Below are 14,519 nucleotides of genomic sequence, written 5' to 3'. Positions count from 1 at the left end.
TTTATAATATTGGTGCACTTGGAATATTCACAATTTTCTGTTTTAATTGCATTGTTGTATTCATTTCCATCATCGGATTATTTTTATACATTTTTAGTTCATGAAGAGGCTGCCAAATTGGACGACTCATTACACCATTATCATTTAAAAAAGAGAGTACTTTATTTCGATTTAATGAATCTTCTAAAATTAAAGTTTGTAACCAATAGTTACTCTCACTGTTCAACGGTTGCTTAAAAAGTTGTACACCTTCTAAATTACATATTAATTGTTCATATTTTTCTGTTAATAATTTCTTTTTTCGTAAGAAAACTTTTATTTTCTCAAGTTGCGCACATCCCAACGCCGCATTAATATTCGGCATTCGATAGTTATAGCCAATTTCGTCATGTACATATTCCCAACGATGTGGAATTTTAGCGGTGGTTGTTAGATGTTTCGCATAATCAGCCAACGCATCATCATTCGTTACAATTGCTCCCCCGCCGCCAGTTGTAACAATTTTATTCCCATTAAAACTAAATGCGGCTACTTTTCCAAACGTGCCTGTATGTTTTCCTTTATAATAAGAACCTAATGATTCAGCCGCATCTTCTACTAATACTAAATTGAATTTATCGCATACTTCGAGTAGTCCATCCAAATCTACAGGATGCCCAAAGGTATGCATTGGAACAACAGCAGCAATCCGTCTACCAGTTTGCTTATTATAGAGCTTTCCATTTCTTAGAACACCAATTTCTTCTAAATGTTTATTCAATTTTATTGGGTCCATTCCTAAAGTTTCATAAGAAACATCAACAAAATGTGGAATAGCTCCTAGATAAGACGCTGCATTGGCAGTGGCAACAAATGTCAATGATGGCATTAAGACTTCATCATTTTCTTCTACCCCTACAATTTTAAGCGCAATATGCAAAGCGGCAGTACCATTTACAACGGCAACTGCCCGCTTTGCACCAACGAATTTCGCTAATTCTTCTTCAAATCGAGTAACATAAGAACCAACTGATGAGACCCAACCTGTTTTAATACACTCTGTCACATATTCGATTTCTTTTTCATCAAAAGTCGGTTCATGTAAAGGAACAACATCTTTTCCATACATTTTTTTGATTTCATTTGCAAATTGAATCCATTGTTCATTCATATATTATAAACATCTGCCTTATATTGAGATAGGTTTTTTGGATTAGTAAACCATTCAATCGTTTCTTCTAATCCTCGACGGAAACCTTCTTTACCGCCATATTTTGGCTCCCAGCCAAGCAATTCTTTAGCTTTCCTATTGTCTGCCCATAATCGCTCTACTTCGCTTTTTTCAGGGCGCAAACGCTGTTCATCCGTTTCGATTTTTAAATCTATACCCATTATATCGGCAATCATTTCAGCAGTTTCACCAATAGATATTTCATAGTTTGAACCAATATTAATCACTTCGCCAATTGAATTGGGTGAATTCATAATAGAAATAAATCCCTGGACAGTATCTTTTACATAGTTAAAATCTCTCGTCGGGCTGACAGCGCCAAGTTTTATCGTTTCTTTACCACTGGCTAGTTGGGTAATAATTGTTGGAATTACTGCCCGGGCTGATTGGCGCGGCCCATAAGTATTAAATGGTCGGATAATCGCAACCGGTGTATCAAAGGAACGATAAAATGATAACGCAATTTGATCTGCTCCGATTTTTGATGCAGAATAAGGCGACTGACCTTGCAACGGATGATTTTCATCAATTGGTACATATTGTGCCGTTCCATAAACTTCACTTGTCGAAGTATGGACAACTTTTTCAACCCCTAATTCTCGAGCGGCCTGTACCACATTTAATGTTCCGTTAATATTCGTTTCAACATAAGTTGCCGGAGAATGATAAGAATATGGAATCGCAATAAGCGAGGCTAAATGGAGAACATGTGTACATCCTTTCATTGCCTCCTTTACTCCATATGGATCACGAATATCGCCGGCAAATACATCTAATTGGGATTTGATTTCCTGTGGAGAATGGTCTAGCCAGCCCCAAGAGTTAAAGGAGTTGTAATATACGAATGCTTTTACATTATAACCTAAACGAACTAATCCTTCAGTTAAATGAGAACCGATAAAACCATCAGCACCCGTCACCAATATTTTCATTTCACATTTTCCTTTACATTAAAAATATTTGACTCTTTTAATTTTTTAAATGCTGGTTGTATATATATAATGGCTGCATAAATTGCGTTAGTATATTTAATAAAGATATTAATAAAATTTTCAGCCTTTTTATTCGGTAAATGTGCCGCTTGAACTTTATATGAATGTTTTAAAAAATCCTCGTGTTGTACTCTTGTCATAGGCTTAATAATGACTTTAAAGAACTCTGAGTTTTTTACTTTATTGAATGCTTTATCAAAACGAACAAATTGGGACTCCAATTTTGTAAATATTCCCTTTTTATAATCCTCAATAATTTCATTTTGCACTTGTATAACATCATTAAATGCAGAAATCATTTCATCGAAACTATACTCTAAATTATTATACCTCTTTCGTACAAATTCCATATCAACATCCTGCTTACCTTGAAGCCACTCTTTACCTGTAATATTAGTTCGTTGGAGTTTTTTTTCAATGACCTCTTCTAATGGCATAAATGTTGTTCCTGCTATTTTCGCGCCATTTTTTGTCGTATTAATAATTTCAGAACTACTATTCATATTTTTAATTACATTTTCCATATTTTTTTTCATCATTAGGAAAAGTTCATCTGTTTCAATTTTTCCGCCATTAACACTTTCTATAAATAAAATATTTTCCTTTTCTTTTTCACTTAATTCATTTGACAAAAAATTGTAATTAATTTCGTTTGCGTAACGTTTATTGTTTACAAAACCTAAATTTTGACCAACTAAAATAATTGTAGATACTTTTAACTTTAATAAAATGTAAAGTGTTATAATCGCAATTGATTTTGCATCCGGTACTGTATTGGTTGTATCAACCTTTAACAAATGATGAGAGAATGTATCCTGACTTGTTAAGAAGTGTATTTTTTTTCCCGGATAATCTTCTAATACCTCATACCCAATTGAAGTTCCAAAAACTAGTGGAATATCTAAATTTCCTTCTTTTATTCTGCTCACAACTTTTGCATTTAGTGCTCCCGGATCATAACTAAAAAAGGCATCTGGAAAAATCTTCGCTTCTATTAGAGCATTTACCGCTGAACCGACAGCAAATAAATAAGCTCTTCCCTCTTCTTTTATTCTTCTTAAATGTTCAATTTCTAAAGACAATGAAGGTCCCGCTGCTACTATAATAACCGGCTTATCTTTTAAAAGATGACTGTTAATGTCTTCAAAAAAATTGGGTGTTTTCACTACTTCTGGAAAATTTACAATTGAATTAATTGTCCAACGTTGCTGGAAAGAAACCTTAGTTGCCAAAACAGCTTTTCTTTGTTTTAAATTATCTTTCACGAAGCCTTGAAAAGATTCAATTTCATTAGAATACAGTTGAAATGAAATTGGCAAAATTATAGTCATAGAATTTTCAATTGATAAATCAAGGAAATTATTTAAATGATTAATTTGATCTATGTTTGTAAAAACTTCCTTTATTTTATTCACCTTATACTTGGATAAATTTACTTTTGATAAAAATGTATGTAATACTTCAATATTGGGTTCAAAAATTGAAAAGGATGCATAAGGGAATTTTTCCATTATCATTTCGAAATGATATCCTAGGCCAATACCAATAAATAACAAATGTTTAATGTTTTTAACATCATTGATGTGCTGGTCACTAATTAATTTATCTACAAATGTTTGAGCTTCTCGTTTAGGATCATATTTACTATGATATAGGTATTCCTTATTATCTATAGTTATTGCTAATGTAGCATCACCCTTTTTAGAAGGAAATACTCGGACATTGGATAGTTTACTTTCAATGTGATTTAACGCAAAGTACGTTTTTGGATTCAAATTTTTTAAAAGCATTCGATTTTCTACTAACAACTTAATACCACCTTTTTAAAATTTTTCAAAAGTCCACTCAGATGCGCTATTAAAAAGTGGTTGAATTTCATATTCAAACAAATCGGCAACCGTAATAAAATCTTTATGTTCAAGAGCTTCATTAATTTCTTTTAATAATTCTTGTGCTTCCGATATCCTACTGTTTATCATAAAGTGTTGCTCTTTTAATTTTTCTTCCACAGCTAACAGCCAACTTAAACCTTCAGAAAATTGAATTATATTATAAAGTGCATCTTCTATTTCACCAATACGTAATTTATTCGCGATAATTTCACAACCAGGAGCAATCTTAACAACATATTCATAATAAGAATTTTTTATTTCATTTATTAATTTTTCCATTACAATACCTCTCTCAAAATTAGGTTGATCACAAATAATATATCGGCATTCATAATTGCAATTTAAATAAAGTGGCTGTCTAAATAGACTAAAAAATATGCGAATGGAGAAAACAATTAGTTTTCCTATTCGCTCTTTTTCCTGAATTTTGAAGTTATCTTGGCGAATCAGCTCCTAATTTCCTATTTTTTGGAAGATGTCCACTAATCTAAATTCTGTTCTGACTTTTTCCGTCCATAGCAATCGAGTGAAACACTAATTTCTCTTAATGTCCTTTTACACACTCGGATTTTGTGCATGAAGCTTTTAATGGGAACTCCGATCATCTCAAGAACTTGTACAAAGGACGATTTTTTACCCTTAAAATATAAAAAAGGCTGTACAGAAGGTCGATTCACTCGACTTTTCGGACAGCCCATTTAGTTTTATTATTGTAATAACTGTAGAACACCTTGAGGTTGTTGGTTTGCTTGAGCTAACATTGCTTGAGCAGCTTGCATTAAGATGTTGTTTTTCGTGAATTCCATCATTTCTTTCGCCATATCTGTATCACGGATACGAGATTCAGCAGCTGTCAAGTTTTCTGATGCTGTTCCTAAGTTGTTGATTGTATGTTCTAAGCGGTTTTGCACAGCACCAAGAGTTGCACGTTGTTCGGATACTGATTTGATTGCTTCGTCGATTTTTGAGATTGTTGCAGAAGCGGATTCACGGTTAGAGATGTCAACACCATTAATTGTGAAAGTAGAACCATCAGCTAATGCAGTTGCTAAATTTAATTTACCCGCATCAACTTTAATTTCTTTATCGCCAACTTTGATTGTTGCTTCCTTTTTAGTATCATCAAATGAACCAACTACTTGACCATCTTTAATCACATTTGAACCAGAGATTTCATAATTACCAGCAGGTAATTCTTTTGCTCCATTCGCAATTTTAGCAGTTGCTTGATCTGAATCCAAAGTGATTTTGTCTCCAGCATTCAAATTAGCAGAAAATGTATAAGTAGTTGAATCAGATCCAGAAGTTTTAGTAATTGTATTACCTGAAATTGTTACACCTGTCACTTCAGTACCAGAACTATTTAATAATTTCGTACCGTCAGAGCTTACTGTATACTCACCATCTGCAATTGCAGCACCAGAACCAGAAGCAGCTTTACCAATTACTGTTTGTTCAATATCAGCCAATTTAGATTCTAATGTAGCTTTACCATTTTTCACTGTGATTGTTGATCCGTCTGTTACAGAAATGGATTCATCAAATTCATACTGAGAAATACCATCAGTTAATTTGACGCTTTTATCATTTACTGTACCTACTTGGTTACCAGTGCTGTCTAGTACTTTGTTACCTTCAACAGTATAAATTCCATCTGCTAATGCTTTTGGAGTAGCTCCTGAACCTGCACCAGATACTTTCGTTACTTCCACATCACTTTGAACAGTTGTAGTTGCAGTTAAGCCTAATGCTGCTGCACCCATTTTATTAATATTTAAGTTAATGCTTTGACCTTCGTTGGCACCGATTTGGAACGTACCTTTGAAAGAACCGTCTAGTAATTTTTGAGTATTGAACTCAGTAGTGTTTGCAATACGATCGATTTCTTCAATTAATTGTTCAATTTCCTTTTGTAATGCTTCACGGTCATCCGTTACGTTTGTATCGTTTGAAGATTGTACTGCAAGTTCACGCATACGTTGAAGGATGGAGTGAGTTTCGTTTAACGCACCTTCTGCTGTTTGGATTAGAGAAATAGCATCTTGTGAGTTTTTGGATGCCATGTCCAAACCACGGATTTGCGCACGCATTTTTTCAGAAATTGCCAAACCTGCTGCATCGTCGCCCGCACGGTTGATTTTGTAACCGGAAGATAATTTCTCAAGGTTTTTCGCAGCTTGAGAGTTGTTGAAAGATAGGTTACGGTGTGTGTTTAACGCTGAAATATTGTGTTGAATTCTCATTATGAAATCCTCCTTGAAATTTTGATTTTCCACATCCATGTGGATTGGCTCAAGCACTTTATTCTTAAGCCTTACACTTTATATATCGTAAGAAAGAAAAAAAGTTTAATATGTTTTTTTAATCTTTTTTCTATTTATTTTTTAAAATTCCTCTCATATTTTTTAACCTAAATTCTTTTAACGCTTTTTTGTTAATTTTTGAATTAAATTCGCATCAATATTTAATGCCGCTTTATTTTGTTCTTGGATAGATTCATATACTTCCCTGCGGTGGACTTTGATATTTTTTGGCGCCACGATTCCCAATTTTACTTGATCTCCTTCAATGGAGAGCACTTTAACTTCTATATTTTCGCCGATGATGATAGATTCATTGAGTTTTCTTGAGAGGACTAACATTATTTTACACTTCCTTTTGGCTCAGCAATCGGGAAGCGCAGCGGAAAGGCTTCGTTGTCTTGCAACACAATTTGTTTTCCGCATTTTTTTACGCTATTGATCACGATTGGGGCGAGTAAATTCAAAGTTGATGACTCAAAAGGCTCTTTTACAGTGACGATGGAATAGGCAATCAGTTCTTCTTCTTTTTCAACCTGCAAGTCTTCTTTATCGGTTTCACTGATATCGAAAGCATAATCTTTTTTGAAAGCAAAAGGATAGGCGACAACAAACCCGACTTGCGGTTCTTCCACTGATTGGAAAAATGCAAGGGGGCTGTCTTTTTCCAATGGCAGCAAGACGTATTTCGTATAATCTTCCAATCCCAAAAGCCCGCTTGTCAATGTGATGATTTCTTCTTCTTGGATTTCCACTTCGCCTAAAAATTTCGTTTGAATTTGCATCGTGTTATCTCCCATCTATAAAGTCACATCAATTTCCACTTTAGGATATTGTAGTACTTCACCTGTAATTTTTCCAGGTGTATATTCATGGATCGGTTTATTCATCTGCACATCAATCTTCGGTTTCTGCGGTGTAATATTTATTTCCGTTTCGCCAGGGATATAATCAACTTTTACCGAGCCGATGGAAGGCACGAATTTCAAGTTGAATTGCAATGGCTTCGGACCAAATTTTTCTTTGGCAATGTTTTGAATGATTTGACGCCCCATGCCCTTTCCGGCATTCTCCATGATTTGGCGCCCTTCCTTTGCCCGTCTTGCCATCCCTTCCAGAACCGCTTTTTTTCCTTCTTTCGCATAATTGTCAATGGACTCTAATGGCCCCACCAAACCAAGATCACGGCGGGCCTGTGTTGTATCGAGATGCAATTGGGCGCGAGTGGAGTTGATTTCCAGAATTGCAGCCGGCTGCTCGATATGCTGATCCGCTCTCGGTTGGCGAATCGTTTGGACCGGATCTTGAATGTTCCAATCCATGATGATATCGTATGTGCGGATATGAATTTCGGGGAACCTCATAAAATCACCTGCATTTCAAGAAAAGCGTTTGAACCGGGTCGTCCAAACGCTGATCGATTTTTCTTTTTATAAAGTGGTTTAATTATCGAATAAAATCTACCAATGTTTGCTGAATGATTTTTGCACCGACTGACAGAGCGGCTTGGTGAATGGATTCCGCTGTGATCATTTCCGTAATGGCTTTCGCATAATCGACATCTTCATTTTCTGAAAGCTGTTTTGTCACATTCGTTTCATGCAATGCCAGACGATTTGTCATCAATTCCACCCGGTTTTGACGGGCCCCAATGTCTGCACGCGCCGCCAAAACTTCTTCATACAGCTGGTCCAAATCGCCCAACATCTCCGAAATATCTTCCCCGGTTTTTGTATCGTCATTCAGAAGGTTTGAAAGGTTGCTCATAAAATTATCAATATTCCCAAACAATGTTTTTCCAGGGATATTCACATCCAGTTTAATCCCGTCAAAAACCTCGATTTGTACAATCTCTTCATTGATATGGCCCGTCATGCCACTCTCGTCAAAAACCGGTGCCAATGTTTTTGTTCCTGAGAATATGTATTTATTTCCCACTTTAGTATTCGCTATATCTCTTAATTGCTGTTTTATCTGTTCGATTTCTTCTTTTATTTTTGTCCGGTCGCTTGATGTGTTTGTATCATTCGCCGCTTGAACCAACAATTCTTTTATGCGGTGCAGGGCGGTACCCGCTTGGTCAAGGGCGTCATCGGTCGTATCCAGCCAGTTGTTGACCGTCTGGATATTGCGGGTGAATTGTTCCGCTTTATTCAAATCTGTGCGGAAAGCCATGCCTTTTACCGTAGAAACAGGATCATCCGACGGGCGTGTGAATTTTCTGCCGGTCGTGATTTGTTCCTGATATTTCCCGATTTTGGAATAACTGTTGCTCAAGTTTCGAAGCATATTATTCGATAACATTGATTGAGTTACACGCATGTTCTTTCTCCTTTCTTCATTCGTTGAAGAACATTAAACCGTTATAATCCTGCTCTTCCCATGCCGTTGATGACTTTGTCCAACAATTCATCAATCACTGTGATCATCCGGGCATTTGCACTGTATGCCTGCTGGAAGCGGATCATATCCGTCATTTCTTCATCAAGGGAAACCGAACTCATCGAAGCACGGTTGTTTTCAACAGTCAGGCGGATCGTTTCAGTGTTCGTTTTGAGCAAGTTCGCCTTTTGCCCGTCTACCCCAAGTTGTCCAATGAGGCCTTGGTAATAGGATTGGAAAGTTGCGCCGTCCAATCCCAGATTATCAGGCAATTCCACCGTTGTTTCGTTTCCGTCTTTATCCTTGATCTTGCCGATGGATTCTTTATTATTGATCGGCATGGATTGCAGATTTGCCAGAATCAGCGCCCATTTGCCGTTTCCTTCTTCCCCTTGAACGCTGGATGCAGCCACCAGGTTCGGATCTTTTACAAGCGCGTCGTTCACTTTGATCGTGCCCGCAGTAAGTCCGACTGGATCAAAAAATGAAATTCCATTCACAGATGTGTCCGAATCGTCACTTTTCCCCAACGTATACCCTGCTTCATGGACTTTATTGAAAGCTTGTACAAAAGCGTTCGCCAATTTATCCAAACTTTGGAGCATTTCCGGGAAATAGCCTTGGATGGTGTTGTTGGTGCCATCTGTGCTATACCCAAAGGAATCGATCAGCGACAACAATTTCCCTTTGAACTCTTGGAAATTTTCTTGTCCTATCGTTTGAGTTTTGTTGCCCATGCTGATCTCTAATTGATGGAACGGCAGATATGCCAATTGGGGATTATCAGGATCCGTATCTTCGTCCCCGTCTACAAGCTTCCCGCTTGTATCAAGTGCCCGCAAAGTGGCATAGTTTCCACCATCAACCAAAACAATTTCCGAATAGCTGCCACTATTATCTTTGACATTCAACTTGATGGTGTAGCTTCCTTCCGCCACTTTCGAAGCGTTTCCTCCAGAAGGGACCCGCTCGATGGAAACCGGGAAGTATTCATTCAATTGATCCACCAACAAATCCCGTTTGTCATACAAATCGTTTGGCACATAGCCATTTGGTTCAACGGCTTGGATTTCTTTATTGATGTTTGCGATTTGTTCCAAGATGGAGTTGATTTGTTCAACGGAAACATTGATTTCGTTGCCCAGGTTTCCTTGAATCTGTTTCAGTTGCGTATCAATATAGTTGAAGGAATCCGCCAAATGGATCGCCCGTTGCACGACCACTTTTCTGGCCGCTGTATCGTCCGGGTTGGCGCTGACGTCTTGAAGGGCGCTCCAAAACAGGCGGAACGCTTCATCCAAACCATATTCAGAGGGCTCCGACATGACATCTTCCATTTGTGAAATTGCGCTGGCTTTCGTTTCCCAATAGCCAAGTTTGTTCGTTTCCTGGCGGTACTGGCGGTCGATGAATTCATCCCGGACCCGCTGTACAGATTCCGCTTTTACCCCTGTTCCGATATGGCCGGGTGTCATCGGGGCATTTAAGCCTGCACCTGGATAACCCAAAGTTGGCGACATGATGATTCTTTGTCTCGAATACCCTTCCGTATTGGCATTCGCAATGTTATGGCCTGTTGTATATAAAGCTGTCTGTTGCGTGAACAAACCTCGTTTGCTTGCTTCCAGTCCCATGAATGTGGAGCGCATAAGGGTCTCCTCCTTACTAAAATTATGTATGAAAAAATGGGAGGAAGGGAATTCAGGTCCCCTTCCGCAATCAATTTTTAAAAAGGGGGGAAAACATTTCGTGATACCATTGGATGATGTTCTTTCAACCCAGGTGAAGCTTTATGCACCTGCATCCAATTTTGCAAATCTATGTATAAAAGCTTGCGGCGGACTGTAGAAGTTGCGCCCCGCCGCAAAGCGTGAATCACCAAATCATTAGCGTTTCAACAAATCCGACACTTACGCCTGCGAATCAAACAGCGATTGCCGTGGAGCGTTTCCGCCGCGCACCGTTTTATCGGAATAATTGATTTGCTCCTGCTGAGGACGCAACATGTTGAGCGTGACGTTCACCACTTGCAATGAATTGAAAATCAGCTGTTGGTTCAATTCATTTTGCAGCTTCAGATCCACAATGATTTTCATTAACCGATTGCGGACATCCTCAAGCTGCTTTCGCTCTTCCTCATCCTCCACCGCTTCAATCAGCTCCTCAACCGTTGGGGCGTTGGACACCGCAATGCCTTTTTCCTGAAAATATTCCATGACATTTTGTTGCCGTTGCGCTTCCAACTGTTCGATCGCCGCGACGTGGGATTGCTCGATTTTCAACATTTGATCCAGTTCTTCCATGTCATTGTTTTTCACAAGCTCCGTCTTTCTGTATGCATGTTCGAGCAAACTTTTATGCATTTTTTCAAGCTTTTCCAATATTGTTATGATCGGTTGAACTGACATGGTTTTGGACTCCTTTGAATAAATTCGTTTTCATGAATGAAGCTCCGTACAACTTTCCTTTTATTTCAAACGATAAAATTTCAACATATCTTCCGCGACTTTGTGGGGATCCACTTTATATTGGCCAAGCTGGATCTGCTGTTTCAAGCGCTGGACCTTTTCCGCGCGTTCCGTGCTGTAGTCGGACACCACTTGCAATTCTTTCGCCGCATCCGAAATTTCGATTTTATCCATATTCGTTGATTTTGTTTTTGGAGCATTCATATTCCGAATCTGTTTGGTATAAGGATTTACCGAATTCGTATTGATTGGATTAATTTTCACAAGTTAGCCCCCTTCATAACCTGTCTAATTCTTATTTCGGTTTGTTCACGAAAATGTTAAATAAAAAAATAAAAAACTCACATATTGCACCATTATCAGTATACCAATAATGGTGATGTGAGCAACTTTTGACCCATTAATTCTCTTTGGCATGTTTCCCTTTATCCGCCAAATATGTAGCGCGTTCATTTTTCTGAACATTTTCCCTGAATTCCTTCGCGGCTTCATACGTGCGCAAGTCGGTTTTTAATTCTTCCGTACAACGTTCACAAAGTTTCCCTTGCGTCGTTAATCGTCCGCAGTTGTCGCAAGGGTAGCCCAAGTTCGGAAAAACCGCAGGATGAAGGCGGCCTTTGCGAACCCATTTATACAACAATTCCCGGTCGACACCAGTGGCTTCCACAATTCGGTCCACTGTCGCAGCGCGGTTTTCCCGTTTTCTCAAAAAACGGTAAACGATTTGATACATTTCCTCTTCCTTTTGGGCGCACTTATAGCAAACATCCCGTATTCCCACATAGTTGAAAAATTCACCGCAACTCGGACAATTTCGGATTTCTCCCATGACCGGTCCCCCTCTCAAGCAGAATTTCTTCATGTAACGGCTTTCAAAAACACGGATTCCAATGAGCTTCGTATAAGCCGGATTTCCTTGTTTTCATTATACACCAACAATGAAAATTGTCATATTTCGTTAAATTCATACTATTATTTAGTAACTAAATTTGTAAATATTGTTCACCATTTTTTAATATTTTTCGGGACTTGCGACGATGTGATTTTTTGATTTGCGGGGCTGGACCGGTCAATTGTTTGGTCATGGAAACCGCTTACCCTGATTAACGTAAAGGCTTTTACCGATTTGGCCCCTCCCTCCATAAGCGCCCGTTTGGCATGGCGGATGGTCGTTCCGGTCGTATAAATGTCGTCAACCAGGAGAATGTCCCTGTCTTTGATTTGGGCATTCTCTTTTAACCGGAAAATCTGGGGCGTGTTCATCCGCTCCTCCCGCGTTTTTCCCCCTTGCGTTTCCATCGTGGTTTTCTCAAGGACGTGGACGAAAGGGATTTGTGCCTGCTTCAGCAATTCATCCACATGGGCAAAAGTGCGGTCCTTTAATTTTTGGGGATGCATTGGAATCGGCACAATCATTTCTTTCCTGTTTTTCAGGCACTGATGGATCGGTTCCGCGAATACTTTGGCCAGCAGCACATCATGCATGAACTTATATCGATGCAAATAATCTTGCATCGGTTTATTATATTCATATAATGAAAATACTTCTTTATCTTTGTCATGATTATACCGTACAAATTTTTCTTCGCATTCATGGCAGATGGTTTTTGGGAACCGGTTGAAGAAAAGCCCTTTCCAGTCCATTTGGGTGTTTAACGGAGAGTTGCAAAGAAGGCAATTTTCTATCTCGGAACGGTTCATCGGATCCTCCTTTCGACTGAATTTCTTTTCGGGTGAAGGCGGTTTTGCCTCTAAACTCCCTTCCATATTTTTAATTGCCCTTCCTGATTCCATCCTGATTGAGTGGAGCGGTGCCATTCATTCCGTAACGCCGAACGCTTCCCTATTCAATCGAAGGATTTCGTTTCTGGCCGCGTCCATTTCTGCGGAGATTCCATGATGGAAAAAGACGATTTCCCCATCAGGAAATTCCGCATTCCTTCCGACGCGGCCGCTGATTTGGACCAAAGCGCTGGAAGTGAATATCTTTGACTCCGCCCCAACGACCGCCACTTGCACATTTTTGATTGTCACGCCCCTCTCCAAAATCGTCGTCGTCAATAATCCGGGAACTTCTTCCTTCCGCAGTTGCATGACTTTCTCTTTCCTCTCCGGATCATTTGCATGGACGCTTACAATGCCAGGGTGAAAATGTTGAAAGGAAGGTGCCGCCTTCTGCATTAGCTGAATCGTCGGGAAGAAAATGAAAAACGGTTCCCCGCGCTCAAGCCGCTTTTTCGTCCATTGAGCCAATTTTTTCGGGATTCTTCCTTTCATCATTTGCCTTTCATAAAACCATAGGGGCTCAAAACGCGGCACCGGGAGCGGGTGGCCATGATACCTTTTCGGGATGAACGAATAACCCCAATTCTCTTTTTTTACTTTGGACAAAATCCCGACAGACGGCGTGGCAGTGACGAGCGCAACGGGAGCCCCTTCCTTCCGCGCCTTCCAAACGGCTTTTTGCAAAGAAAGATCGAAGGTGTACGGAAACGCATCCGCTTCATCCACAATGACAACATCAAACGCCTTCTCGAAACGGTACAGTTGGTGGGTCGTTGCAATGACCAGCTGCGCAAATCCCGTTTGTTTGGGGGCATCCCCATAATAAGCATGGATAATAGTATTTGGGAAAACCTTTTGAAAACGTGGAAATAATTCCAATACAACATCGGTTCTTGGGGTTGCAATACAAACTCTGCATCCTTTCCGCAAGCAATGAAAAACGGCCGGAAACAAGATCTCCGTCTTCCCGGCGCCACAAACCGCATGGACGAGGTGATTCCTCTGCCGGTTGAGACTTTCCAGCAATTCTTCCGAAGCTTGCCGCTGCAATTCGGTAAAAGTGCCGCTCCAGTCGAAAATGTGGCGCCGATTTAATTTCCCGACAGGCCCATTCCAACTTAGGAGATCCGTACAGCTGCACATCCTCCCCATGTTGATGCAATGTCTGCAATAAACGCAAATTTTTCCGCATCGGGCACAGTCAAATTCCACAAATTCATGCCGGTTGTCATTGTGGCATCGATTGCAAACATATTTCTTATTGGCGAATATGGAAGAGGAATGTTTGATTGATATAGCAGGTGTTATTTTAAAAAAGTTTTTCTTGATATATTGTTCCATTTTCGTTCTTGGAAAAGGGGGATTTTCTCTCGACCAAATTTTCCCGATGAAGAAATCCCGGATTTCCGGTTCCACGATGATTCCCTTGTACCGTTTGGCTTGACTGTTTTTTAAGATGTATTTCATGGCATTCTCCTTTCCTGGATTTG

Annotated in this window: 15 protein-coding genes; all 15 read right to left on the bottom strand. The window is 39.3% G+C overall.

Annotation, left to right across the window (positions count from 1 at the left end; translation table 11 throughout):
* Position 1 precedes the first annotated feature (1 nt).
* On the bottom strand, positions 2 to 1,150 hold the full coding sequence (locus NST13_RS15530; protein WP_342581023.1) for a LegC family aminotransferase: 1,149 nt from the start codon (positions 1,148 to 1,150) through the stop codon (positions 2 to 4).
* The gene (locus tag NST13_RS15525; RefSeq protein WP_342581022.1) at positions 1,147 to 2,142 is read right to left on the bottom strand and encodes an NAD-dependent 4,6-dehydratase LegB; all 996 of its coding nucleotides are present in this window, start codon (positions 2,140 to 2,142) and stop codon (positions 1,147 to 1,149) included. Before NST13_RS15525 ends, NST13_RS15530 begins: the two co-directional genes overlap by 4 nt.
* On the bottom strand, positions 2,139 to 4,010 hold the full coding sequence (locus NST13_RS15520) for a 6-hydroxymethylpterin diphosphokinase MptE-like protein (RefSeq protein ID WP_342581021.1): 1,872 nt from the start codon (positions 4,008 to 4,010) through the stop codon (positions 2,139 to 2,141). The genes NST13_RS15525 and NST13_RS15520 overlap by 4 nt, the downstream gene beginning before the upstream one ends.
* 15 nt (positions 4,011 to 4,025) lie before the next feature.
* Positions 4,026 to 4,373 carry a hypothetical protein gene (locus tag NST13_RS15515; protein ID WP_342581020.1) on the bottom strand — a complete coding sequence of 116 codons (348 nt, stop codon included), beginning with the start codon at positions 4,371 to 4,373 and terminating at the stop codon, positions 4,026 to 4,028.
* A 428-nt stretch (positions 4,374 to 4,801) separates the two neighbouring features.
* Positions 4,802 to 6,337, bottom strand: a complete 1,536-nt coding sequence (locus NST13_RS15510; RefSeq protein ID WP_342581019.1) for a flagellin — start codon at positions 6,335 to 6,337, stop codon at positions 4,802 to 4,804.
* Positions 6,338 to 6,514: 177 nt separating this feature from the next.
* On the bottom strand, positions 6,515 to 6,736 hold the full coding sequence (gene csrA / locus NST13_RS15505) for a carbon storage regulator CsrA (protein ID WP_208651731.1): 222 nt from the start codon (positions 6,734 to 6,736) through the stop codon (positions 6,515 to 6,517).
* A complete protein-coding gene (gene fliW, locus NST13_RS15500; RefSeq protein ID WP_342470160.1) occupies positions 6,736 to 7,179 on the bottom strand; it encodes a flagellar assembly protein FliW in 444 nt (147 codons plus the stop codon). The genes csrA and fliW overlap by 1 nt, the downstream gene beginning before the upstream one ends.
* A 15-nt stretch (positions 7,180 to 7,194) precedes the next feature.
* Positions 7,195 to 7,758 (bottom strand): DUF6470 family protein, encoded by a 564-nt coding sequence (locus tag NST13_RS15495; RefSeq protein ID WP_342470161.1) that lies wholly within the window; start codon positions 7,756 to 7,758, stop codon positions 7,195 to 7,197.
* A gap of 82 nt (positions 7,759 to 7,840) precedes the next feature.
* The gene (gene flgL / locus NST13_RS15490; protein WP_342581018.1) at positions 7,841 to 8,716 is read right to left on the bottom strand and encodes a flagellar hook-associated protein FlgL; all 876 of its coding nucleotides are present in this window, start codon (positions 8,714 to 8,716) and stop codon (positions 7,841 to 7,843) included.
* A gap of 41 nt (positions 8,717 to 8,757) precedes the next feature.
* A complete protein-coding gene (gene flgK / locus NST13_RS15485; protein WP_342581017.1) occupies positions 8,758 to 10,425 on the bottom strand; it encodes a flagellar hook-associated protein FlgK in 1,668 nt (555 codons plus the stop codon).
* Between the two features lie 261 nt (positions 10,426 to 10,686).
* Positions 10,687 to 11,184 carry a flagellar protein FlgN gene (locus tag NST13_RS15480; RefSeq protein WP_342581016.1) on the bottom strand — a complete coding sequence of 166 codons (498 nt, stop codon included), beginning with the start codon at positions 11,182 to 11,184 and terminating at the stop codon, positions 10,687 to 10,689.
* Positions 11,185 to 11,244: 60 nt separating this feature from the next.
* Positions 11,245 to 11,508, bottom strand: a complete 264-nt coding sequence (gene flgM / locus NST13_RS15475; protein WP_342581015.1) for a flagellar biosynthesis anti-sigma factor FlgM — start codon at positions 11,506 to 11,508, stop codon at positions 11,245 to 11,247.
* A gap of 136 nt (positions 11,509 to 11,644) precedes the next feature.
* Entirely contained in the window at positions 11,645 to 12,073 is a 429-nt protein-coding gene (locus tag NST13_RS15470; RefSeq protein ID WP_342470166.1) for a TIGR03826 family flagellar region protein, read from the bottom strand.
* Between the two features lie 173 nt (positions 12,074 to 12,246).
* On the bottom strand, positions 12,247 to 12,945 hold the full coding sequence (locus NST13_RS15465) for a ComF family protein (RefSeq protein ID WP_342581014.1): 699 nt from the start codon (positions 12,943 to 12,945) through the stop codon (positions 12,247 to 12,249).
* A 117-nt stretch (positions 12,946 to 13,062) separates the two neighbouring features.
* Positions 13,063 to 14,496, bottom strand: a complete 1,434-nt coding sequence (locus NST13_RS15460; protein WP_342581013.1) for a DEAD/DEAH box helicase family protein — start codon at positions 14,494 to 14,496, stop codon at positions 13,063 to 13,065.
* Positions 14,497 to 14,519: the final 23 nt, after the last annotated feature.

Origin of the sequence: Ureibacillus sp. FSL W7-1570, from assembly GCF_038593265.1 — a bacterium.
GTDB lineage: Bacteria > Bacillota > Bacilli > Bacillales_A > Planococcaceae > Ureibacillus > Ureibacillus suwonensis.
This window is presented reverse-complemented; position numbering and strand designations above follow the sequence as displayed.